This is a genomic window from Microbacterium sp. Root61 (assembly GCF_001427525.1).
Taxonomy (GTDB): Bacteria; Actinomycetota; Actinomycetes; order Actinomycetales; family Microbacteriaceae; genus Microbacterium.
In genome coordinates, this window is sequence record NZ_LMGU01000001.1 from 2,471,523 (window position 1) to 2,493,703 (window position 22,181).

The 22,181-nt window shown below is 69.7% G+C and carries 13 protein-coding genes; 1 reads left to right on the forward strand and 12 read right to left on the reverse strand.

Annotation, left to right across the window (positions count from 1 at the left end; all coding sequences use genetic code 11):
* Positions 1 to 62 precede the first annotated feature (62 nt).
* The 9 genes from ASD65_RS11845 to ASD65_RS11885 form a co-directional block, all read right to left on the reverse strand.
* The gene (locus ASD65_RS11845) at positions 63 to 2,441 is read right to left on the reverse strand and encodes an ATP-binding cassette domain-containing protein (RefSeq protein ID WP_056222860.1); all 2,379 of its coding nucleotides are present in this window, start codon (positions 2,439 to 2,441) and stop codon (positions 63 to 65) included.
* Between the two features lie 216 nt (positions 2,442 to 2,657).
* Positions 2,658 to 4,883, reverse strand: coding sequence for an LLM class flavin-dependent oxidoreductase (locus ASD65_RS11850; protein ID WP_082561732.1), 2,226 nt, complete (start codon positions 4,881 to 4,883; stop codon positions 2,658 to 2,660).
* Between the two features lie 42 nt (positions 4,884 to 4,925).
* Positions 4,926 to 5,498: a DNA-3-methyladenine glycosylase I gene (locus ASD65_RS11855; protein ID WP_056222864.1), complete on the reverse strand. Its 573-nt coding sequence runs from the start codon at positions 5,496 to 5,498 to the stop codon at positions 4,926 to 4,928.
* Positions 5,499 to 5,567: 69 nt separating this feature from the next.
* Entirely contained in the window at positions 5,568 to 6,728 is a 1,161-nt protein-coding gene (locus ASD65_RS11860; protein WP_082561733.1) for a DUF1611 domain-containing protein, read from the reverse strand.
* 279 nt (positions 6,729 to 7,007) lie between these two features.
* Entirely contained in the window at positions 7,008 to 9,113 is a 2,106-nt protein-coding gene (locus ASD65_RS11865) for an acyl-CoA dehydrogenase family protein (RefSeq protein WP_056222866.1), read from the reverse strand.
* Between the two features lie 150 nt (positions 9,114 to 9,263).
* Positions 9,264 to 10,937: a formate--tetrahydrofolate ligase gene (locus tag ASD65_RS11870; protein WP_056222869.1), complete on the reverse strand. Its 1,674-nt coding sequence runs from the start codon at positions 10,935 to 10,937 to the stop codon at positions 9,264 to 9,266.
* 90 nt (positions 10,938 to 11,027) lie between these two features.
* The gene (locus ASD65_RS11875) at positions 11,028 to 11,552 is read right to left on the reverse strand and encodes a gluconokinase (protein ID WP_056222872.1); all 525 of its coding nucleotides are present in this window, start codon (positions 11,550 to 11,552) and stop codon (positions 11,028 to 11,030) included.
* A gap of 111 nt (positions 11,553 to 11,663) precedes the next feature.
* On the reverse strand, positions 11,664 to 13,442 hold the full coding sequence (locus tag ASD65_RS11880) for a glycoside hydrolase family 3 protein (RefSeq protein ID WP_056222873.1): 1,779 nt from the start codon (positions 13,440 to 13,442) through the stop codon (positions 11,664 to 11,666).
* A 2-nt stretch (positions 13,443 to 13,444) separates the two neighbouring features.
* A complete protein-coding gene (locus ASD65_RS11885; protein ID WP_056222878.1) occupies positions 13,445 to 14,749 on the reverse strand; it encodes an MFS transporter in 1,305 nt (434 codons plus the stop codon).
* Positions 14,750 to 14,897: 148 nt separating this feature from the next.
* Between ASD65_RS11885 and ASD65_RS11890 the strand changes: the two genes are divergently transcribed.
* Entirely contained in the window at positions 14,898 to 16,190 is a 1,293-nt protein-coding gene (locus tag ASD65_RS11890) for a TetR/AcrR family transcriptional regulator (RefSeq protein ID WP_056224796.1), read from the forward strand.
* Positions 16,191 to 16,329: 139 nt separating this feature from the next.
* Here ASD65_RS11890 and recQ read toward each other — a convergent pair whose 3' ends face one another.
* From recQ to ASD65_RS11905, 3 genes are all read right to left on the reverse strand, one after another.
* A complete protein-coding gene (gene recQ, locus ASD65_RS11895) occupies positions 16,330 to 18,336 on the reverse strand; it encodes a DNA helicase RecQ (RefSeq protein WP_056222881.1) in 2,007 nt (668 codons plus the stop codon).
* 233 nt (positions 18,337 to 18,569) lie between these two features.
* Positions 18,570 to 19,316, reverse strand: coding sequence for a DUF1684 domain-containing protein (locus ASD65_RS11900; protein WP_056222883.1), 747 nt, complete (start codon positions 19,314 to 19,316; stop codon positions 18,570 to 18,572).
* A 312-nt stretch (positions 19,317 to 19,628) separates the two neighbouring features.
* Positions 19,629 to 22,163, reverse strand: a complete 2,535-nt coding sequence (locus tag ASD65_RS11905) for a DEAD/DEAH box helicase (RefSeq protein WP_056222884.1) — start codon at positions 22,161 to 22,163, stop codon at positions 19,629 to 19,631.
* Positions 22,164 to 22,181 lie beyond the last annotated feature (18 nt).

Sequence of the window (22,181 nt, forward strand, 5' to 3'; positions counted from 1 at the left end):
CCCATCCGTTCCCCGGGTACCACCCATCGCTCGGATGCGCGGGGCAGGGCGGATGCCGGGGGTCAGTCTCCGACGTAGGTGCGGAGGTGCGTGGCGGTCAGCGTATCGGCGTTGGCCACGAGGTCGGCCGGAGTGCCCTCGAACACGACCGTGCCGCCGTCGTGCCCTGCGCCGGGTCCGAGGTCGATGATCCAGTCGGCGTGGGCCATCACGGCCTGGTGGTGCTCGATCACGATGACGCTGTTGCCCGCGTCCACGAGCCGGTCGAGCATCGCGAGCATATTGTCGACGTCGGCGAGGTGCAGACCGGTCGTCGGCTCGTCGAGCACGTAGATCGCGCCCTTCTTCGCCATGCTGATCGCGAGCTTGAGCCGCTGCCGCTCTCCGCCGGACAGGGTGTTCAGCGCCTGCCCGAGCGTGATGTACCCGAGCCCGACGTCGCTCAGCCGTGCCAGCATCGCGATGGCGGGGGCCTTCATGCCCGTGGCGGGCGACGCGAAGAACTCGGATGCCTCGGCCACCGACATCCCGAGCACTTCGGCGATGTTCTTGCCGTCGAGCAGGTACTCCAGCGCCTCGTCGGAGAAGCCGGTACCCTCGCACAGCTCGCACAGGGTCTCGACAGTCGACGCGAAGCCGAGCTCGGTGATGATGACGCCGAGGCCCTTGCAGGCGAGGCAGGCACCCTCGGAGTTGGCGCTGAAGAACGCGGGCTTCACGCCGTTCGCCTTCGCGAACGCGGCGCGGATGCCGTCCAGCAGCCCGGTGTAGGTCGCCGGGCTGCTGCGGCGCGACCCCTTGATGGCGGACTGGTCCACCACGACGACGTCGTCGTACGCGGGGATGTTGCCGTGGATCAGCGACGACTTGCCCGACCCGGCGACACCCGTCACGACCGTGAGGATGCCGAGCGGCACATCGACGTCGACGCCCTTCAGGTTGTGCTGGGTCGCCCCCCGGATCTCGAGGTGCCCCTTCGCCGCACGCACCTCGGGCTTGAGCTGCGCCCGGTGATCGAAGTGCCGGCCGGTGAGCGTGCCGGAGGACCGCAGCCCCGCGACATCCCCCGTGAACATGATCTCGCCGCCGTGCCGCCCCGCGCCGGGGCCGAGGTCCACGACGTGGTCGGCGATCGCGATGACCTCGGGCTTGTGCTCGACGACGAGCACCGTGTTGCCCTTGTCGCGCAGCAGCCGCAGCAGCGCGTTCATCCGTTCGATGTCGTGCGGGTGCAGCCCCGCGGTCGGCTCGTCGAAGACGTAGGTGATGTCGGTCAGGCTCGAGCCGAGGTGACGGATCATCTTCGTGCGCTGCGCCTCGCCGCCCGACAGCGTGCCGGACGCGCGGTCGAGCGACAGGTAGCCCAGACCGATGTCGACGAACGAGTCGACCGTGTCGCGGATGCCCTGCATCAGCGGCGCGACCTCGGCGTCCTCGACCGTGCGCAACCACACCGCGAGGTCGGTGATCTGCATGGCCGCGGCATCCGCGATGCTGATGCCGTTGATCTTCGAGGACCGTGCGCCGTCGTTGAGCCGCGTGCCGCCGCAGTCGGGGCAGTCCGTGAACTTGACGGCCCGCTCGACGAAGGCCCGGATGTGCGGCTGCAGTGCGTCGCGGTCCTTCTTGAGGAAGCTCGCCGTGATCTTCGGGATGAGGCCTTCGTAGGTCATGTTGATCCCCTGGATCTTGACCTTCGTCGGCTCCTTGTAGAGGAAGTCGTGGCGTTCCTGCTCGGTGTAGTCCTTGATGGGCTTCTGCGGGTCCACGAACCCCGACTCGGTGAAGCCGCGGACCATCCAGCCGTCCACGCTGTAGCCGGGGATCGTGAGCGCGCCTTCGGCGAGCGACTTGGAGCTGTCGAACAGCTCGTCGAGGTCGACGTCGCTCACTTCGCCGAGACCCTCGCACCGCGGGCACATACCGCCCGTGATCTCGAACGAGCGGCGCTCCTTCTTGCCCTTGTTCGGTCCGGTCTCGATCTCGATCGCCCCGGCACCCTTGACCGAGGGGACGTTGAAGGAGAACGCCTGGGGCGACCCGACGTGCGGCTGGCCGAGGCGGCTGAACAGCATCCGGAGCATGGCGTGCACGTCCGTCGCGGTGCCGACGGTGGAACGGGCGTTGGCGCCCATTCGCTCCTGGTCGACCAGGATGGCGGCACTGAGGTTCTCCAGCGCGTCGACCTCGGGGCGGCCCGGCGTCGCCATGAACTGCTGCACGAACGTCGGGTACGACTCGTTGATCGCTCGCTGCGACTCCGCCGCGATCGTGCCGAAGACGAGCGAGGACTTGCCCGACCCGCTGACCCCGGTGAAGACGGTGAGCCGCCGCTTGGGCAGATCGACGCTGATGTTCTTCAGGTTGTTCTCGCGGGCGCCGACGACGCGGATCACTCCGTGCGAGTCGGCGACGTGGGCGGATGCTGCGGCTTCAGGCATGTCGGTTTCCTCCGGGAAGTCAGACTAGCGTCCAGTCTCGCGGCCATTCCGGACAGTCTGCTTCCTCGATCCTGCGCGCCCCATACCGCGAGACTGCAACCGAGGGTCGAGACTGCGGGTATTGCCCACAGTCTCGACGTCCCGTTGCAGTCTCGCGCGAAATCCGAGCGAGCGGATGCAGCGATGCCGGATGGCGACGCGCCGCAGGCCGGCGCGTCAGCCCGTGATCGCGAAGTTGTCGACGAAGATCCCGTCGGGGTCGACCTCGGCCTTGATGGCGCGCAGGCGCTCCAGCGTCGCGGGCGGGAAGGCCTCGCCGATCCGCTCGGGCCGCAGCGAGCTGTCGAAGCTCAGGTAGAGGCCCTGCGTGTGCGCGGCGAGATCCGCCCAGGAGCGGTCCAGCCGCGCATGGTTCGCGCCCATCGCGACCACGGAGAAGTTCGCCGAGCGGTGCGCATACGCGGTCGCGTCGTCCGCGACATCCGCCACGGCACCTCCGACCGAACGCAGCTGGAAGAAGTAGGTGTCGCCGGATTCCAGCATCCGCTCGGCCGCCTGCGCGAACTCGGGCGTGATGTGGTTCACGAGCGCCGAACGCGATGTCGGCTCGCCCGCGCCGTACTGCGGCCCGAGGTCGGCGTTGGCCATGACCCGCGCGTAGGTGGTGAGCTGCACCGACTGCTGCACGAGCGGCGCGAGCTCGGCGAAGGGCTGAAGGCGCGCGATGATCGTGTCGGGATCGGCCGAGTCGACGACGGCGTACAGCTGCGCGATGCGCGGCTCCCCCGGACGACGACCGCCCATCAGGAGGAACGCGGTGAGATCCCGCGGGGATGACTCGACGATCCGGCCGTACCCCTCGAGGAACTCGGCGGTGTCGTCGAGCTGGAACGCGAGCTGCGCCCAGCCCACCTCGCCGACCTCGTCGACCTCGAACTCGAAGGCCGTGACGATGCCGACGTTCGAGCCGGCGCCGCGCACTGCCCAGAACAGGTCGGGGTGGGTCTCGGCATCCGTCCGCACGATGCTGCCGTCGGCGAGCACGAGCTCCGCCGCACGCAGCTGGTCGATCGTGAGGCCGTGTTCGCGTGCCAGGAAGCCGATGCCGCCGGCGGTCGCGAGACCGCCCACACCCACGCCGCCGTAGTCGCCCGAACTGAGCGCCCAGCCGTGCTCGCCGAGCGCGGCCGCGACCTCCATCCATCGGGCGCCGGGCCCGATCCGCACGAGGCGACGCTCGATGTCGAGCACCTCGATCTCGTTCATGCGACGCAGATCGATGACGATGCCGCCGTCGTTGGTGCTGCGGCCGCTGATGCCGTGGCCTCCCGAGCGCACCGAGAGTGCAGCATCCGGATGCCGTCGCGCGAAGGCGATCGCCTCGACGACCTGGGCCGGCGAGTCCGGCTGCAGCACGATGCCGGGCGCACCGCCGCGCATGTACGTCGCACGCACCTCGGAGTAGTCGAAGTCGCCCGGCTCGATCGCGCGGAGCCCCTCGGGCACATCGTCGTAGGCGATGCCGGCGCGACGGGCGGAGAGCGCGGTCGCGGAGCGGACGGATGCCTCGGACGTGCCCCGTTCGCCGCGCTCGCGTGCGACGAGCTCGCGCACGGCCGGAGCGATCTCCTGTCCGAAGCTCTCGATCAGACGGGGGTCGTCGCCGGCGAGGATGAACGTGCTCATGCCGTCCTCGAGCGCCAGCTCGGCGATTCGCTCGGCGAACTCGCCGGGATCGGCGGCGAGCTGTCCGATGTTGGCCAGGCGGCGGATCTCCCGCGGATCGCGCCCGACGGACTCGGCGGCGGCGTCGATGGCCGCATTGCCGGCGGCCAGCTCGCCCGGCTTCATGTAGCCCAGCGACGGCAGCCAGCCGTCGCCCTTGCGTCCCGTGAGCGCGAGCATGCGCGGCTTGTAGGCACCGATCCAGATGGGCACGTCATGCGCCGGACGCGGGCCGCGCTTGGCCCCGTGCACGCGGTGGTAGCGGCCGTCGGTGAAGGCGCCGCGCTTCTCGCTCGTGTCCCACAGCTCGCGGATGACGTCGATCGCCTCTTCGAGCGCGGTCACGGCCTGACCCGGAGTGAGCCGGGTGCCGCCCATCGCCTCGATCGCGTCCCAGAAGCCGCCCGCGCCGAGGGCGAGGTCGAAGCGCCCGCCAGAGAGCAGGTCGAGGCTCGCGGCCGACCGTGCGATGACGGCGGGCGGGCGCAGCGGAACGTTCAGCACGTTGGGGGCGATGCGGATGCTCTCGGTCCGCGCCGCGATGAACGACATCAGTGTCCAGGTGTCGAGGAACGACGGCTGGTACGGGTGGTCCTGGAAGGTGACGAGATCGAGGCCCGATGCCTCGGCCACCTGTGACAGCAGTACCGGCGCTTCAGGGTTCGCCGCTCCCGGCGTGATGAATGCCCCGAATTCCAGCCGATGCCCGTAGTCCATGATTCATTCCAACGAATAGAAGCGCCGGATCATTCCGTACCGCTACGCGGCCCGCCAGCAGCCGTGCACGTGATCGTCGACCATGCCCGCGGACTGCATCAGCGCGTACATCGTGGTGGACCCGACGAAGCGGAACCCGCGCTTGCGGAGGGCCTTGCTCATGGCCTCGGACTCGAGGGTGACGGCGGGCACTTCGGCGAAGGAGGACGGGCGTGCCCGCGGCGCCGGCGCGAATGACCACATGAACTCATCGAGCTCCCCAGTTGGCATCTCGAGCACGAGCTGCGCGTTCGAGATGGTCGCGAGGATCTTCGCGCGGTTGCGGATGATCCCGGCATGCGCCATCAGCCGCTCCACGTCGGTCTCGTCGTACGCGGCGACGGTGGCGGGGTCGAAGCCGGCGAACACCTCGCGGAACCGAGGGCGCTTGCGCAGGATCGTGATCCACGACAGCCCCGCCTGGAACCCCTCGAGCGCCATCTTCTCGAAGAGCTCGCGGTCGCCGTGCAGCGGCATCCCCCACTCCTCGTCGTGGTAGCGCCGGTACTCCGCGTCATCCCCCACCCATGCGCACCGCGCGACGTCATCGGGACCGAGGCGGATGTCGAGGCTCATGCCTCCAGGCTAGGCCGGGCGCGCGACATCCGGGGGGGTGGGGCTGCCTGACACGGGCGCGGGAGCGGCTCAGGCCGCAGGCAGCAGCCGCTCGGCCAGTTCCGGGAACGCGCGCAGCACCATGTCGACGAGCTCGGACGCGGGCCGGGTCAGCGGATCGGTCACCGGAAGGTCCAGCTCGAGTCGGTGCTCGGCGATGGTCGCGGTGAGTTCGTCCGCGGTCAGGTTCTCATGGTTGATCGTGACGCCGATGACGGTGGTGTCCGCGAACGCCTCGATGAGGGCGATCTCGCTGGCAGCGGTCGGCATCGCGACCATGGGGAAGTCGCCGAGCACCTGGCGCGCGGGCGCGTGCTGCACGATGACTCCGGCGGGCCGGCTCCCCCGCAGGATGTGCGCCGACGTGAGATAGGCCGGATGGCTCAGGGCGCCCTGACCCTCGACGATGATGATGTCCGGGTCCTCGCCCTCGAAGGCGCGCACGACCTGGTGCTCGACCTCGCCGGAGCAGAACTGGGGGACGAGCGCATCGAGGGCGACACCGTATTTGCCGCCCTGGATCAGGGTCGTCTGGCCGGTGCCGACCATCACGGCGTTGATCCCGCGCGCGACGAGCGCCTGCACCAGGAGGGTCGAGGTGGTGCGCTTGCCGATCGCGCCGTCCGTGCCGAGCACCGCGATCCGCGGGCAGGTGACGTCGAAGATGCGGCCGGAGAAGAGGTGCAGGTCGCGCTTGGCCTTGGGCTGGCGCACATCGGTGATGGTCACACCGGCGAGCAGGGCCGCGGCGACGAACTCGGCGTCATCGTTGAGGAACTCGTGCAATCCGTTGATCACGTGCATGCCGCGGGCGATGCCATCCAGCAGCACGAGGCGCTGGGCATCGGAGAGCAGTCCATCGGCGGGCGCGACGCCGCAGATCAGGTAGTCGGGAACATGACCGGCGTGGGCGATCGCCTCGGCGAGGTCTGTGAGGATCGGGATGCCGTTGGCCACGCCATCCAGGAACATGCCCGCATCCCGGCCGGCCTGGCGGCTGTCCAGCACGCTGAGGATCTCGTACTTCTCCGAATGCCGGACCAGACCGTTGGCGGTCTTGCCGTCCTGCTCACCGAACTGCGCCTCGCAGTAGACGATCGCGGTGGAGCCGGTGGGGAGGGCGAACGGCGCTGCCGGAGTGGCCTCACGTTCCTGCGTACTCGCGGCGGAAGAAACGGTGAACGAAGGCATGAGGTTCCTCTGAGAAGTCCCAGAGGAGGCGACGGGATCGTGGCCGGGCGACAGTGCCCAACGGTCAACGAGTGATCTGCCCTGAGTGGCGGCAAGAGTGCCGACATCTCGACAGTAGCCCGCCAACCTGTGAAGCGTCCGGCGCCGCCGTGCCACGCGTCACCCCACCCCAAGTACCGCGAGACTGCACCTGAGCCTCCAGACGTTGGGTATTACCCGCAGTCTGGAGGCTCCGTTGCAGTCTCGGTGGAAAGAAGCGAGAGCGACGGATGCCGCGGGCTACTTCTTCTTGAGCGACTTCTCCGAGACCGGGGCCTCGCCGGACGCGGCGAGCGCGTCGAAGTACGCACGGGCCTCGTCCTGCCGGGCCTGCTCCGCGCCGGAGGCGATGGGGGCGCGCACGTGCTCGGGCTCGTAGCCGAATGCATCGACCAGGTCGACGGCGTGCGGGCGCAGGCGCGCGCAGAGACGGTCGATGTACGACGAGACCGCGGCCGCGCGCTGGGTGGAGAGACGCCCGTTGATGATGTGCCAAGCGAGGTGCTTCTCGATGAGCCCCAGCCCGAACAGGTCGCGCAGCCAGGTCAGGACGTTCTTCGTACCCTCGTCGGTGGTCGCGTTCACGGCGTCCGTGAAGGCCTCCCACTGCAGCAGCTCGCCGTGGGCGCGGGCCGCCTCGATGAGCTCGGCCTGGTTGGCGTTGAACAGCGCCGCAGCCTCGGCCTTGGAGAGCTTGGCCGCGGGGCGCAGGCGTCCGGCGATGTCGGCCACCATCTGCTGCACGCGCCCGGCGAGCAGATCGTGCTGCTGGTCGGCGCGGAGGCCCCGCTCGACCGAGCGCGCGGTCGAACCGAGGTCGCCGACCGCCTGGCCGAGCTGACGCAGGCCCGCGCCGTGGAAGACCTTTCCGGCGGTCTGGCCGACGGCGAACTTGGCCAGGGTCGCGGCATCCGCGCCCTTGAACTGCTTGGCGTAGTCCGACAGCAGTCGCTTGCCGACGAGCTGGAGCAGCACGTTGTTGTCGCCCTCGAACGTGACGTAGACGTCGAGGTCGGCGCGGAGTCCGACCAGGCGGTTCTCGAACAGGAAGCCGGAGCCGCCGCAGGCCTCGCGGGCCTCCTGCAGGGTGTCCAGCGCATGCCAGGTGGAGAGCGGCTTGAGCGCGGCTGCGAGCGTCTCGAGATCCTCACGGTCGGCATCCGTATCGGCGGCTCCGCTGAAGACCGAGTCGAACTTCACCAGGAACTCGTCGTGGGCGAAGATCGACGCGTAGGTCGTGGCGAGGCGGGTGAAGAGGCGGCGCTGGTGCTTGCCGTAGTCCAGCAGCACGACCTCGTCGGTGCCGGCGCCCGAGTCGAACTGGCGGCGCTGGCTGCCGTACGTGATCGCGATGTACAGGGCGAGGGCGGAGGCCCAGGATGCCGCGCCGTCGAGCGAGACGCGCCCCTGCACGAGGGTGCCGAGCATGGTGAAGAACCGGCGACCCGGACTCGAGATGTGACTCGAGTACGTGCCGTCCGCGGCCACGTCGCCGTACTTGTTGAGGAGGTTCGTGCGCGGGACGCGGACGTGGTCGAAGTGCAGCCGACCGTTGTCGATCCCGTTCAGGCCGCCCTTCAGGCCGTCATCCTCTCCGCCGATACCCGGCAGGAAGTCACCGTTCTCATCGCGCAGCGGCACGTAGAAGCAGTGCACGCCGTGGTTGACGCCGTTGGTGATGAGCTGGGCGAACACGGTCGCCGCGATGCCGTGCAGCGCCGCGTTGCCGAGGTAGTCCTTCCAGGCGCCGCGGAACGGCGTGTGGATGACGAACTCCTCGGTCTCGGGGTCGTACGTGGCGGTCGTGCCGACGGCCGCGACATCCGATCCATGTCCGGTCTCGGTCATCGCGAACGCGCCGGGGATCTCGAGCGACATGATGCCGGGGAGCCACATGTCGTGGTGCTCCTTCGTGCCCAGCTGCTGCACGGCCGAGCCGAACAGTCCCCACTGCACGCCGGCCTTGATCTGCAGGCTCGGGTCGGCGGCGACGAGCTCGACGAACCCGGCGATGTTCGCGCCGTTGTTCTCCTGGCCGCCGTACTCCTTCGGGAAGGCCCGGTGCACGGCGCCGTTCTCCACGAGCAGGTGCAGCTGCGAGAGCACGCGCTCGCGGTGATCCTGCATCGACAGTCCGTCCACGCGCCAGAACGCGGGGTCCTTGATCATCTCGCGGGCTTCGCGGCGGGTGTCGGCCCACGTGCCCAGCAGCGTGTCCGTCAGGCCGGCGACATCGATGCGGGGTTCGGATGCCTCGGCGGCGCTGTGCGGCGCGGTCGCAGCGCCTCCGGCGGGGGTGCGCTTGCTGGTGGCGGGCTTCTCGGAGCGAACGACGGCGTCAGCCATGTCGGACCTTTCGTCATGGGAAGGGAAGACAATTCGACGGTAGGACTCCGACAACAACCGACCAACCTGGTTGGGTGATACCTCCAATGAGATACGACGGCGTGGCCCACGCGGGTTGTGCGCTCCCCACACTCCACGGCGCGGGGCGGGTCAGAACAGCCCCACGATCCGCCCGTCGTCGTCGACATCGATGGTGTGCGCGGCGGGGGTGACCGGCAGCCCGGGCATCGTCATGATGTCGCCGCAGACCATCACCACGAACCCCGCACCGGCCGCGAGCCGCACCTCGCGGATGTCGACCACATGGCCGTCCGGGGCGCCGCGCAGCTTCGCGTCCGTCGAGAACGAGTACTGCGTCTTCGCGACGCACACCGGGAACCGGCCGTAGCCCTCCTCCTGCAGTCGGCGGATCTGTGTGCGCACGGCGGTGCTGGCGGTGATGTCGGATGCCCCGTACACGTGCGTCGCGATGGTGCGCATCTTCTCCCAGAGGGTCGCCTCGTCGGGGTAGGTGAAGCGCAGCTCCGATGGCTCGTCGCACAGCCGCACGACCTCGTGGGCGAGCTCCTCCGCTCCGGAGCCGCCCTTCGCGAAGTGCCGTGCCACGATCGCCTTGGCGCCGGCGCGCTCAGTCGCCGCGACCAGCGCGGCGACTTCGGCATCCGTGTCCTCCGCGCGGTGGTTGATCGCGACCACTGCGGGCAGTCCCCACGTCTCGCGCACGGTGTCGAGGTGGCGCACGAGATTGACGGTGCCGCGCTCGAGGGCCGCGACATCCTCCGTCGCCAGATCCGCCACGTCCACGCCGCCGTGGTACTTCATCGCCCGCACGGTCGCGACGATCACCGCCGCCGACGGGCGCAGGCCCGTGGAGCGGCACAGGATGTCGACGAACTTCTCTGCACCGAGGTCGGCGCCGAACCCGGCCTCGGTTACGACGATGTCGGCCAAGTGGAGGGCCGAGCTCGTCGCGATCACGGAGTTGCAGCCGTGCGCGATGTTGGCGAACGGGCCCCCGTGCACGAACGCGGGCGTGTTCTCCATGGTCTGGACCAGGTTGGGCGCGAGCGCATCGCGCAGCACCGCCGTCATGGCGCCGTGCGCCTGGAGATCGCTCGCACGCACCGGGGCGCGGTCGCGCGTGTACCCGACGACGATCTCGCCGAGCCGCTGCTTGAGGTCGGCGATGCTGGTGGCGAGGCAGAAGATCGCCATCACCTCGCTGGCCACCACGATGTCGAACCCCGACTCGCGCGGGTAGCCGTTGCCGGGTCCACCGAGCCCGACGACGACATCGCGGAGGGCGCGGTCGTTCACGTCGAGCACGCGTCGCCACGTGATGCGCCGCACATCGATGCCGAGCGCGTTGCCGTGGTGGATGTGGTTGTCGATCAGCGAGGCGAGGAGGTTCGTCGCGACGGCGATCGCGGAGAAGTCGCCGGTGAAGTGCAGGTTGATGTCCTCCATCGGCACCACCTGGGCATAGCCGCCGCCGGCCGCGCCACCCTTCATCCCGAAGACCGGGCCGAGGGCGGGTTCGCGCAGGCAGATCATCGCGCGCTGCCCGATGCGCGTGAGCGCGTCGCCGAGGCCGACGGTGGTGGTCGTCTTCCCCTCGCCGGCCGGCGTCGGGGAGACCGCCGTGACCAGCACGAGCCTGCCCTGCGGTCTATCCCGCAGCGTGCTGAGGAACGGCAGCGCCACTTTCGCCTTGTGCCGCCCGTACGGCTCCAGGCTGTCGTCCGGGATGCCCAGTCGTGCCGCGATCTCCCCGATCGGGAGCATCCGCGCCTGCTGGGCGATTTCGATGTTGGTCGGCGTCATCGTCGATCCTCGTCGTCTCTCGGCCCCTCGTCGGACCGTGCTGGTCAGACTACGACGACGGCGGCCTCGGGCGCACGAGACGTGCGGGGATCAGTGGAGGCGGGTCGCCAACCACCTGCGGGCCGTCTCGGCGATCTCGGCGACCGACGCCGTGACGTCGATGACGACCCCCGCCTCGTCCGGACCCAGCGGCTCGAGCGTCGCCAATTGCGATCGCAGCAGTGTCGGCGGCATGAAGTGGCCCGTACGGGCGGCGGCGCGCGCGGTCAGCAGCTCGGCCGACCCCGTGAGATGCACGAAGGTGATCGCCGGCTCGCCGGCCCGGAGGCGGTCACGGTAGCGGCGGCGCAGCGCCGAGCACGCCACCACGATTCCCTCGGCACGGCGCCCCTCGGCCAAGCGAGCCGCGACCGCATCCAGCCACGGCGCACGATCGTCGTCATCGAGCGGCCGACCCTGCTCCATCTTGGCGATATTGGCAGGCGGATGCAGCGAATCAGCGTCGACGAACGGTACCACCAGGGCATCGGCGAGCGCCGACGCGACGGACGACTTGCCTACGGCGGAGACGCCCATCACCACGACGACGATGCCTTCAGGTGGGGTAGCACTCACGATCCCATCATCCCGGGTTCCGCCGGGTGCGGCGGGCAACCGACGCCGACAGCCCCGACCAACGCGAAGGAGGGCGGACCGTTGCCGGTCCGCCCTCCTCACGTGCGATGGTTACAGGCTGAGCCCGTGACCGAAGCGGAACAGCGGGTCTGCCGTGTCGAACGGCACGTCGGGACGGGATGCCTCGACCGCGGCCATCGAGCGTGGCAGGTCGAACGGCAGGCGGCCCTTCGGCGCGGCGGCGCCGGTCAGCACGTCCAGGAGACCGGCGGCGCTGACGCCCCAGTTTCCCGTGACGGCGGCCGCGGCATCCGTGATCGGCTCGAGGATCGCGGGGCGGTCCAGCAGCACGTCGACGACCGTCGGAACGGCGGCGGCGATCTCGCGGACGTGCGCGATGACTTCTTCGGAGAAGTCGAGCGATCCCGCGTGGAAGAAGTTCTCGAACATCGTCTCGCGCACCTCGAACGGCGCCTGCAGGCGCAGCACGGCGATGTCGGCATCGGCCGGGTTGTCCACGACCTCGCCGAACTCCGCCGCCACCTCGGGGGCGATGCCCTCGACGTAGAGCTTCACTCCGCGGGCGAACGGGAGAGCGCCGTCGTTCGTGATGACGGTGATCGATGCGCGCTGCGCGGCGTCGCCGGCGGCACGGAATTCGGCGTTGCCGACGATCTCGTTGGCGGCATCCGCGTCGACGTAGGGGTTCTCGAACAGTCCGAGCGCGAACTTCTCCCGCAGGATGCGACGTGCGGAGACATCGAGGCGGTCCTCGGTCACCTCACCGGTGGACACGAGGTCCAGCAGCATCTCGGGGCACGCCTCGCCACCGAACTGGTCGGCTCCCGCATCCAGGATCTTCTTCATGCGGTCACGCGGCGCGAGGCCTTCGACGCCCCACGCGCGGGCCGGGAACGCCTGGCCGAAGATCTCGGCGTCGTTGATCAGGCCCCAGTCGGTGCAGACCACGCCGTCGAAGCCGTAGCGCTCGCGCAGGAGGCCGGTGATGACCGACTTGTTGAAGCCGAAGCCGACCTCTTCGTACTCGGTGCCGACCGGCATGCCGTAGTACGGCATGATCTGGCGGGTGCCCGCCTCGAAGGCGGCCTCGAAGGGCTTGAGGTGCAGCTCGAACTGTCCACCGGGGTAGACCTGCTCGCGGCCGTAGGCGAAGTGCGGGTCTTCGCCGTCCTTCTGCGGGCCGCCGCCGGGGAAGTGCTTGGTCATGGTCGAGACCGAGCCGACACCGAAGGACTCGCCCTGGAACCCGCGGATGTACGCGGCGCCGAGGCGACCGGACAGGTCCGCGTCCTCACCGAACGTCGCGGTGCCGCGCGCCCAGCGGGGGTCGGACGCGAGGTCGACCTGCGGGTGCAGCGCGACACGCAGCCCGACGGCGGTGTACTCCTGACGGGCGATGTCGGCGAAGCGCTCGACGACGGCCTCGTCGCCGATCGCGGCGAGTCCCATCGTCTCGGGCCACTGCGAGAACGGGCCGGCCATGATCGCGGCGCCCGGGTTCTCGCTGAACGAGTGACGCGGGTCGGTCGAGAGCGTCACTGGAATGCCCAGACGAGTGGATGCCGCGAGCTTCTGCACGGCGTTCTGCCATGCCGCGATCTCGCCACCGCGGGGAGCCGCACCCAGCAGGTTGAAGTGCGTCATGAGGCGCTGCTCGACGAAGTCGACCGCGGACGGCGAGGCGAAGACCGGGTTCGGCTGGTCGAGCTCGCCGATGGCGATCATCGTGTGGAAGAACAGGCCGGCCTTCTCTTCGAGCGTCATCTCGCCGAGCAGCAGCTCGACGCGCTCGTCGATGGGCAGGCTCGCGTCGAGCCAGGGGCGGTCTGCGATTGCCGCGGCATCCTGGTTGATGGTGGTGTCGGTCATGACTACTTCACTCCCTTGATGCGGTAGACGAGGATGGCGCCGGCCAGGGCGACGACAGCGCCGAACAGGTAGTACGTGGTGTAGCCGCCGAGCGCTGTGGTCGCGCCGAACGCGATGATCGCGGGAGCGATGGCCGGGGCGATCGACTGGGGCAGGGCGTTGGCGATGTTCAGCACGCCGAGGTCCTTGGCGACATCGTTCGGGTTGGGCAGCACCTGGGTGGCCAGGGCGAGGTCGACCGACATGAACGACCCGGCACCGAAGCCGATGATGGCCTGGGCGACGATCACCATGGTGAGGTCGGGGGCGAAGGCCAGGACGACCAGGCCGACGACCATGATGAGGCCGGCGATCGCGACGAACGGGCGACGCTTGCCGATCTTGTCGGAGAGGATGCCGCCGATCGGGGCCGAGATCAGCATGGCCGCCATCGACGCCATGTTGGCGATGAGGATGGTCGAGATCGCCGCCTGCTCGTCGAGCTGGAACTTCTCGGTCAGGTAGAACGGCAGGAAGGTCGCGATGCCGGCGTAGCCGAACATCACGAGGAACTTTGTGAGCCAGGTCCATCCGAAGTCGGGGTGCTTGCGCGGGTTGAACACGAACGAGCCGAAGAACTGTCCGACGGTGAACTTCTGCGTCGGCTTCTCCTCGAGGCGGCGGTCCTTCAGCACGAGGACGAACAGGACGGCCAGCACCGTCGCGATGACAGCGGGCACGACGAAGCGCGCGAAATCGTCGGAGATGAAGTTCACGAGGAAGCTGCCGCTCAGGATGCCGATCGGCGTCGTGATGCCGACGATGCCCGAGACCTTGCCGCGGTTGCCGGCGGGAACCTGGTCGGGGAGCGTCGCGTTGGCGGCGGCAAGCACGGAGTTCATCGCGGCCTGCACGAGGCACCAGGCGATCAGGACGACCCAGACGGAGGATGCCGCGCCGATGATGATGAAGCCACCGAGGCCGACGAGCGAGCCGCCGAGGATCCACGGGCGACGCATGCCCCAGCGCGAGGTGGTGCGGTCGGAGAGGCGACCTGCCAACGGGTTGGCGAGGAGGGCGAACAGCGCGCCCACACCCATGATCATGCCGAGGTTGCCGGTCGCCTGCTCCGGCGTGGCCGAGATGTGCTGCACCTTGAAGGCCATCGAGACCATGACGGGCGTCAGGAGGGCGAGGTAGACACCGAAGTTCACGACGGCGAGACCCGGCGTGTAGCCGCGCGGCGTCTTGCGGGGGGTCGTGCCCGGGGCCTTGAAGCCGGTGGTTCCGGCAGCCGCCGCGGTCGCGGCGGGTGACAGCTCTGTCATGGGGGTCCTTTCACAGCGGCGTGCAGCGCCTGCTGGTGCCGGGCGCCATCGGAAGAATACATCAATCCCGACCGATTGGTAACTCAATCCTGACCGCTTGGTAGCCGCCCGCTAAGCTGGAGCCTCGCAGGGAGAAGAACCGGTGACGATGACGACAACCGTGCAACGGGGCGCAGCACGCAGCACTCGCGCCGATCAGACGCGCGCCGGCATCGTCGCCGCAGCGCGAGACGCCTTCGTCACCCACGGATATCGCGCGACTTCGCTCCGCGATGTCGCCGCGGTCGCGGGCATCAGCCATCCCGGCCTTCTGCGTCACTTCGCCACCAAGGACGAGCTGCTGGCCGCCGTGGTGGCCGACATCGAGGAACAGAACGAGAACCTGCTCCTCCAGCGGGTGGAAGCGGATGAGCCGGGCACTCTCGACTACACCGAAGTGGCTCGCCACAACGCCGAGATCCCCGGCTACCTGGCACTCTTCTCGGCACTCAACGGCGAAGCATCCGCCTCGCTCCATCCGGCCCACGACCGCATGCGCGAGCGGTACACGCGTCTGATCGAACTGTCGTCCGCCTCGATCGAAGAGGCCATCATCCACAACGTGGTCGATGTCGACCGCGATCCGCACGGCGAAGCGGTGCGACTCGCCGCCGCCTGGGACGGCCTGCAACTGCTGGAGCAGTACCTGCCCGAACGGGTCAGTGTCATCGATGCGCTCGAACGGCAGCAGGAGTTCTTGAGCCTGCCCGTGGGCTGGCGCGACCCCGGCGAAGCCGCGCCCCGTACCGACCCGGCGCCCGTCCCGGGGTTCCCGGCGCTCGGCGGTCCCGCGGAGCCCGAGGTCGGCTACCGCCCGGGCCGCGAGCGCCGGGCGCGCATCATCGCCGACGCGACGGCGCTGTTCGCGGCGGAGGGCTACGCCGACACGAGTCTGCGCGACATCGCTGCGAAAGTGGGGGTGTCCAAGTCGACGCTGCTGCACCACTACCCGTCGAAGGAGGAGCTGCTCAGCGCCGTGCTGCGCGAGCGCGACCAACGGATCGACCAGCAGCCGTTGCCCGTCGGTCGCGCACGCGCCGCCGAGGAGCTGCGCCAGATCCCGGCCGGCGCCGCCCGGAGTGCCGCCACCACCCCGGGCCTGATCGAGGTGTACGCCGTGCTGTCGTGCGAGGCGCTGCCCGCCGACCACCCCGCGCATGCCTACTTCGAGGACCGCTTCACGCGCGTCATCGACTACTTCGCCGAGCTGCTGCGCCTGGCGCAGGCCGACGGCGATCTCCCCTCGCACCGCGACCCCGAGTTCGAGGCGATCTGGCTCGTCGCCCTGTGGGACGGCCTGCAGTACCAGTGGCTCTACGACCGCGACAGCGTCGACATCGCCGCGCACCTCACGGCCCACCTCGACGACGTCCTGCCTCGGACCGAGGCATCCGAGGACTGATCCGGTTCGGGCACGAGGCCTCGCCCAGCCGCCGCCCGCCGCCCGCAACCGCGAGCGCGAGCGCACGACCTAGCTGACGCCGCAAACCCGTACGCTCGCGCGTCACCGACGGCACGCAGTCGCGCGCCCCAGCCCAGCGTCAGGCGGCGGCGATGACCGCGAGCACGGCGTCGCCGTAGGCCTCGCGCTTCTTGGCGCCGATGCCGGTGACCCCGTCGAGCTCCGCGAGCGAGCCGGGCTTGGCCTGAGCGAGCGCGCGCAGCGTGGCATCGCCGAACACGATGTACGCGGGAACGCCCTGCTCCTTCGCCTGCCCTGCGCGCCACGTGCGGAGCGCTTCGAACAGACCCTGATCTGCGGCATCCAGCGTGTCCGCGGCCGACGACGACCGCCGCGTGCGCGTGGAACCGCCCCCGCCGCCGCGACCGAGCACGTCCCGCCGCAGCGGGACGGGGGCCTCGCCGCGCAGCACGGCGGCGCTGGCGTCGCTGAGACCGAGCGTGCCGTACTCGCCCTGTGCCACAAGGATGCCGCGGGCCAGGAGCTGCCGGATGACGCTGCGCCAGTCCTGCTCGGACAGGTCGGCACCGAGCCCGAAGGTGGACAGCCGGTCGTGACCCTGCTGGGTCATCCGGTCGGTGCGGCTGCCGCGGAGGATGTCGATGAGGTGCCCGGCGCCGAACGACTGGCCGCGCTCACGCTGCAGGCGCACGATCGTGGACAGCAGCTTCTGCGCCGGCACGAGTCCGTCCCAGGTCTCGGGCGGCGTCAGACACGTGTCGCAGTTGCCGCACGGGGCGGATGCCTCGCCGAAGTAGGCGAGCAGGTTCTGGCGGCGGCATCCGACCGTCTCGCACAGGGCGAGCATCGCGTCGAGGTGCTGGCCGAGGCGCATCTTGTACGACCGGTCGCCGGGGCTCTTGTCGATCAGTCGGCGCTGCTGCACGACGTCGCCGAGGCCGTACGCCATCCAGGCCACGGCGGGCTCGCCGTCGCGGCCGGCGCGGCCGGTCTCCTGGTAGTAGCCCTCGACCGACTTGGGCAGATCGACGTGCGCCACGAACCGGACGTCGGGCTTGTCGATGCCCATGCCGAACGCGATCGTGGCGACCATGACGACGCCGTCCTCGCGCAGGAACCGCGACTGGTTGCGGGCCCGGATGGAGGCGTCGAGTCCTGCGTGGTACGGCAGCGCGTCGATGCCCTGCGTCCGCAGATACTCGGCGGTCTGCTCCACGGTCTTGCGGCTGAGCGCGTAGACGATGCCCGCGGATCCGGCCTCCTGCGAGCGGATGAAGGACACGAGCTGGCGTCGCGGATCGACCTTCGGCTCGATGCGGTACTGGATGTTCGGGCGGTCGAAGCTCGCCACGAAGTGCGCGGCCGAGTCGAGGCGCAGGCGTTCCGCGATCTCACGGTGCGTCTCATGCGTCGCCGTCGCCGTGAGGGCCATGCGCGGGACGCCGGGGAACAGATCGGCGAGCCCGCCGAGGGTGAGGTAGTCGGGCCGGAAGTCGTGGCCCCACTGCGAGACGCAGTGCGCCTCGTCGATGGCGATGACGCTGAGTGAGCCGCGCTGCAGCAGCGACGCGGTCGCGGCGGAGGAGAGCCGCTCGGGGGCGACGTAGATGAGGTCGAGCTGGCCGGTCAGGTAGGCCTGCTCGACGCGGGCGCGCTCCTGCGCATCCTGCGTCGAGTTGAGGTACGCCGCGCGCACGCCGTTGGCGAGGAGCGCATCGACCTGGTCGTGCATCAGCGCGATCAGCGGGCTGATGACCAGCCCGGTGCCCTCGCGCACGAGCGCGGGCACCTGGAACGTCACACTCTTGCCGCCGCCGGTGGGCATCAGGACGATCGCGTCGCCGCCGCCGATGACATGGTCGACGATCGCGGCCTGGTCGCCGCGGAACGCGTCGTATCCGTAGACCGTGTGCAGCGCCTCGCCGGCGGTCGCGTAGCGGGCGGGCGTGGCGGCGAGCGGTGCCGCGGGCGGAGGGGCGAACGAAGCGGATGCCGCTGCCTCACGGGCCGACGGTGGTGCCCAGGCGTCCTCCGGCGGTGGCGCCCATTCGTCGTCGGGCGGCAGGTACTCGTCAGGGTTCCACGCGACGTCGGCGTAGGGGTCGGCCGGAGTCGCTGTAGTCACCCCTCCAGGGTATCCGCGACCGCCGACGTACCCGGCCGACCGGGAATCACGAAGCCGTCACCGTCGCAGACGGTTCACGATTCAGTCTCCCGTCGAAGGCGCGGTCCGAATCACCGCTGAATCGCGGTCACGCGGCATCGCGGCGGACACGCCAAGACTGAACTGCGAACCGTGCGGCGTCGGAGACGCTGGGGCGGTCGGCGCGAGCGGGGGCGACCCAGCACCGCGGCAGGCTAGAGGGTGAAGCCCTCGGCGTACCGGACCCGCTTCTCGCCGGCACGCACGGGGAAGCCGAGGCGGTTCTGAAGCGGCGGGAGGGGGCAGTTCATCTGGTTGGAGAACCCGCACGGCGGGACGATCGCGCGGTTGAAGTCGATGACGACGGGCTGACCCTCGCCGATGGCCTCCGTGGCGGGCCGCTCGAGGAACAGGAACCGTCCGGCGCCGTAGGTCTCGGAGCCGTTGGTCGGATCGCCGAAGACGAGCTGCAGCAGCGCCCGCTCGCCGTCGGTCGTGTCGAGCGCAGCGAGGCGGTACTCCCGGCCCTCCCACGTGAAGACGAGGTCGCCGGAGACGATGTGCTCGCGCGTGCCGCCGGCATCCTTCAGATGTTCGAAGGGCACGACGCGCTCCTCGTCCACCAGCTCGAAATGCCCCTCGACGACGAGGTCGGGGTCGTAGTCGTACGACTCGATCTCTTCGAACGCGGCCCGGGCCGGGGCATCCGCTCGCCAGATCCGGTAGCCGTGCTGCGGCTCGCCCGTGTCGATGTCAGTGCGGGTCAGCCGGGTCAGGACGGCGTCCTCGGGGTGGCCGCTGCGCGCCTCGCTGTCGTCGACCGGCGGGACTCCGGACCCCGACCACTGCGTCAGCACCAGCGACAGTGAGCCGAGCGGCCCCGTCACGGAGGCACGACGGCTCTCGTTCCAGTCGGTCCACTCCGCGATCGCATCCACAGGTGTTGCAACGTCACTCGTCATGGATGTATTCGATCACCGCGCCGCGCGGCCGCGAAATCGTGTGGCCGCGTGTGTCGTCCCAGCCCGCGGGCAGCCGATTCCTCCACGCGCAACGTCGGAGATCGCCACAACCTCGGTGAAAAGAACCCCGGACCGGTCGAAGAACCGCAGATCTCCGACAATGTGGCGCACGGGCCGCAAGCTCGGTCCGCGACACCCCTCCACCGCAATGTCGGAGATCACCACGACGTCGGCGAAATCGGGCCCGAAGGGGCCGACGAACGGAGGCTCTTCGACGTTGTGGCGCACGGCGGGCCAGACAAGCCCGTCCGACTACAGCCGCAGCACTTCGGTGACGCGCACCACCGCGGTGCCTTCCTCTTCGGATGCCGCGAGGTCGACCTCCGCCCGGATGCGCCAGTCGTGGTTGTGGTCGGGGTCGTCGAGGGTCTGCTCGACGCGCCAGATGCCGGGCTCCGACTCGTCGATGCTCACCAGCGCGGGGGAACGCGCGGGGCCACCGGTGAGCAGCTCGTCGTGCTCGTCGTAGTACGTGTCCAGGATGGCCGGCCAGTCGACGTCGGGATCCAGCTCGGCCAGTTCGTCGTCGCGCTGCCGCGCCGCGAGCTGCACGCGACGGAACAGCTCGTTGCGCACGAGCACCACGAACGCGCGGCGGTTGGTCAGCACCGACGGCGGTGCGGGCGGCACGACGGGCGCGGTCGGGTCGTCGACCGGGTTGATCAGGCTCTCCCACTCGTCGACCAGGCTCGAGTCGACCTGTCGCACCAGCTCACCGAGCCACGCGATCAGGTCGAGCAGGTCCTCGGTCTGCGCCTCTGCCGGAACCGTCTGACGGATCGCCCGATACGCGTCGCTGAGGTAGCGCAGCACCAGGCCCTCGCTGCGGGCGAGCTGGTACATCGAGGTGAACTCGGCGAACGACAGCGCCCGCTCGAACATGTCGCGCACCACCGACTTCGGCGACAGCGCGAAGTCGCGCACCCACGGCTGGCTCGAGGCGAACACCTCGAACGACTGCTCGAGCAGCTCGGCGAGAGGCTTCGGGTAGGTGACATCCTCGAGCAGCTCCATGCGCTGGTCGTACTCGATGCCGTCGCGCTTCATCGCGGCGACCGCCTCGCCGCGCGCCATGAACTGCTGCTGCGACAGCACCGGCCGCGGGTCGTCCAGCGTCGCCTCGATGATGCTGACGACGTCGAGCGCGTAGTGCCCGGTGCCGATGCTCGGCTGCGATCCGGCGGGAGGGGCGGATGCCACGGACCGCGACTCCTCCGGATCCAGCAGCTCGATCGCGGCGAGCGCGAAGGGCGACAGCGGCTGGTTGAGGGCGAAGTTCGGCTGCAGATCGACGGTGAGACGGATGCCGCCATCCGGGCCGACCTCGACGACGTCGGCCGCGACGAGCGTGCGGAAGATCGCGAGCGCGCGGCGCGCCAGCTCGTACTTGCGGGGCCGGGGCTCGTGGTTGTCGAAGACGAGCGACCGGATGTTCGCGAAGACGTCGCCACCCCGGGCGATGACGTTGATCATCATCGCGGCGGTGAGCTGCAGGTGCGGCGTGAGCGGCTCGGGCTCGGCCGCGACGAGGCGTTCGAACGACGCCTCGCCCCAGTTGACGAAGCCGGCCGGAGCCTTCTTGCGCACGACCTTGCGCAGCTTCTTCGGGTCGTCCCCGGCCTTGGCCACCGCGGCGGTGTTCTCGATCTCGTGCTCGGGCGCCATCACGACCACGGTGCCGGCGGTGTCGTACCCCGCTCGTCCCGCACGCCCCGCGATCTGGTGGAACTCGCGGGCGCTGAGCTGCCGCATCCGCTGTCCGTCGTATTTCGAGAGCGCCGTGATCAGCACGGTGCGGATCGGGACGTTGATGCCTACGCCGAGCGTGTCGGTGCCGCAGATGACCCGGAGCAACCCCCGCTGTGCGAGCGTCTCGACCAATCGTCGGTAGCGCGGCAGCATGCCCGCGTGGTGCACGCCGATACCGGCGCGCACGTACCGGGAGAGGGTGCGACCGAACGTGGTGGTGAAGCGGAAGCCGCCGATCGCCTCGGCGATCTCGTCCCGCTGCGCGCGGGTGACGACCTTGACGGACGAGAGCGCCTGCGCGCGCTCCATGGCCGCGGCCTGCGAGAAGTGCACGACGTAGACGGGCGCCTGCCCGGTCTCCAGCAGCTCCTCGACGGTCTCGTGGATCTGGGTGCGGGCGTAGGAGAAGTGCAGCGGCACGGGACGCTCGACTCCTGTGATGCGGGCGGTCGGCCGCCCGGTGCGCCGCACGAGGTCGTCGGCGATCTCGGTGACGTCGCCGAGCGTCGCCGACATCAGCACGAACTGCGCGCGGGGCAGGAGCAGCAGGGGCACCTGCCAGGCCCACCCCCGGTCGGGGTCGCCGTAGTAGTGGAACTCGTCCATCACGACCTGGTCGGCGTCGGTGTCGGCGCCGTGGCGCAGGGCCTGGTTCGCGAGGATCTCGGCGGTGCAGCAGATGATCGAGGCATCCGGGTTCACCGACGAGTCGCCGGTGACCATCCCCACGTTCGCCGCTCCGAAGATCTCGACCAGCGCGAAGAACTTCTCGCTCACGAGCGCCTTGATCGGTGCCGTGTAATAGGTCTTCCCGCCGCGGGCGAGGCACGCCAGGTGCGCGGCGACGGCGACCAGCGACTTGCCGGTGCCGGTCGGGGTGGAAAGGATGACGTTCGCACCCGAGACCAGCTCGATGATCGCCTCGTCCTGCGCGGGATACAGCGTCAGGCCGCGCCCGGAGGCCCACTGGACGAACCCCTCGTAGACCGCATCGGGGTCGGACCCGCGCGGCACGAGGTCGAGGAGAGCGTCGGGCATCTCCCGAGTCTGCCTCAT